The 2,444-nt window shown below is 33.3% G+C and carries 2 protein-coding genes; both read right to left on the reverse strand.

The window, feature by feature from the left end; all coding sequences use genetic code 11:
- Nucleotides 1-161 precede the first annotated feature (161 nt).
- Entirely contained in the window at nt 162-383 is a 222-nt protein-coding gene (locus FC85_RS00800; protein ID WP_057863675.1) for a DUF2188 domain-containing protein, read from the reverse strand.
- A gap of 98 nt (nt 384-481) precedes the next feature.
- Complete coding sequence (locus FC85_RS00805; RefSeq protein ID WP_057863676.1) at nt 482-1,864, reverse strand: sugar porter family MFS transporter; 1,383 nt, start codon at nt 1,862-1,864, stop codon at nt 482-484.
- Between the last annotated feature and the right edge of the window lie 580 nt (nt 1,865-2,444).

Genomic DNA, 2,444 nt, shown 5'->3' on the forward strand with positions numbered 1-2,444 from the left:
TTAAAGGAAGCTGATCTTTTTTGTCCGAACAGCGTTCGGATTAATTTTACAATCTATCTTAAGAATAAATTTTGCTCATAATTCATACTTTTGAGTCTTGAAAGAATTATCATCTATGATATTAGATAATATCAAGATGAAACATGTTTCATTCTATCAGATTAATTATGGAAATGTTTTTTATTCTTTTTGAAAGGGTCATTTTTTTTAGAAACATGATGATCTTTATACCATTGTTCTGCTTTCTCAGTTGCTATAGAAATAGCTCTTTGGTCATTATATCCCTTGCTTTTTAAAGCATTAGCAATTTCAATTGCTTTATCACGAACAATCTTTTTCAGATTTTTCATGGATTGTGGATAATTTTTCTCAGTCCATGCCATAAAATATTCTCCTTAATATAAGTTGTTTAATCTTAACTTATCTCTTAATAATCAGAATTTAGAAAATTTTGCTTTCTTATATTTTATAACACCATCTTTTATTTGACAGCCTTTTTTAAAGCTGCTTTCTGACGCATTTCCATTTCGATATTTTCCAATGTCTTACCACGGGTTTCAGGGACCATGTAGATAACGAAAAAGATTGACAAAATAGCAAAGAATGTAAAGACAGCAAATGGACCACCAACATTATTATGGAACATACTCAACAAAACTAGGAAGAATTGAGAGACAATAAAGTTACCAATCCAGTTAGCTGCTGAACCTATTGAATTGCCCACACCACGAACATTTAATGGGAAAATTTCGCCTAGCATCAACCAGCAAATGGGGCCCCATGAAACGGCAAATCCAAAAATATAAATAGCAATAAGAATCATTGTGGGAATAGCGGCATTTTGAACACTTAAAGTAAAGTTTAATACTGATAGAATTCCAATCGAAATAGCCATGACAATGGAACCGAAAAGTAAAATAGTCCGGCGATTAAATTTATCCATTACTAGGTAGGCTAAAATGGTGCAAACAAAATTAACTACACCAATCCCAACGGAGATCCAAATAGCGTTACTTTCAGCAAAACCAAATCCCTTGATAAAAACTTGAGGTAAAAAGTAGATTACTGAATTAATACCGACCAACTGTTGTAAGAGCATTAAAAGAATGGCAACAATAACTGCTGGTCGAGCAAAAGTAGTTAGTTCCTTTAGGCCTCCTTTAGGTTGATCAGCAATCTTTTGGATGTCAGATAATTCCTTATCCGGATCTTCGTGGGTATTTTTCCGTAATTCGTGTAGCACATCACGTGCCTCATTTATTTTCCCACTTTCAACTAGATAACGAGGTGATTCTGGTAAGATCAGTGAACCGATAAATAAAATAACTGCTGGAATTAATGCAGATCCAAGCATCCATCGCCAATCACGAATACCTAATAAATTATGGTGTAAGAATCCTAAATTGGAAACATATGCTAATAAAATTCCTGCAGTAATCATTAGCTGAAACATAGTTCCCAAAGAGCCTCGATGAGGAGCATCTGCTAATTCTGCTAAATAAGCAGGTGTTAGGGCAGAAGCAGAACCAACGGCAAATCCCAGAATAATTCGAGCTATGACCATTGAAACAAAGCCAACTGCGGCCATCGAAAGACCTGATCCCAATAAAAATAGTATCGATGAAATAAGCAATAATCGTTTACGACCGAAATGATCTGAAAGGGTGCCAATTGATAATGCTCCAATTGAAGAACCGATCAATACAGATGAAGTAATGAATCCGGTTTGTTCTATACCTAAATTGAAATTATTTTCAATTAATGGAGAGGCTCCGGAAATTATTCCAGTATCAAATCCGAATAACAATCCCCCTAAAGCACCAAAAAAGAAGATAAAGAAAATGCTTAATTGCCTCGCATGCATATAAATCCCTCCAATGTAAAATATTAAAAACGGTTACAACACCTTATTCTAAACACCTTCTTATAAATAACAAATATATTGTCTAATGTATGGTTAAGAAACTTAAATAGATAAAACTAGTTTATGAATTGAGGTTAACAATTGTCATATTCTTATACGACATTACCATTCTTAAGTAATGCTAACTTTACTCTTTCGTTAATAAATTTTCTGAGCTTTTTTTAGAAGTGCTAAAGTAATTTTGAAATAAATTTTCAAAATCATTATTGTAGAATTTGTGTATGGAATCGGTATTCAGGGTTAATTGTCACTTGTCATCATGGGTAAAAACTTTAGTTCGATTTCGATGGATAACCTAAGGAAGGACAGCAATATTATCTACAGATCATTGACCATTTGGACGGTAAAATGTAAAAAATATCTAAATCAACCAGACACGGTTTGAGGCGTTGATAAGAGGCTTTAAGTTTGGATAAATGATTCCATATTTTAATAACTTGAATTGTCAAATTAAATGCAACACGACATTAAAGAATATTTCATAAGGCGTTTTCCATCCGAGACATTTACGGGGACGATT

The organism is Lentilactobacillus diolivorans DSM 14421 (genome assembly GCF_001434255.1).
GTDB lineage: Bacteria > Bacillota > Bacilli > Lactobacillales > Lactobacillaceae > Lentilactobacillus > Lentilactobacillus diolivorans.

Bases quoted from the DNA above. Each gene is read 5' to 3' on its own strand.
- FC85_RS00805 (WP_057863676.1), bottom strand. From the start codon at position 1,864: ATGCATGCGAGGCAATTAAGCATTTTCTTTATCTTCTTTTTTGGTGCT.
- FC85_RS00800 (WP_057863675.1), bottom strand. From the start codon at position 383: ATGGCATGGACTGAGAAAAATTATCCACAATCCATGAAAAATCTGAAA.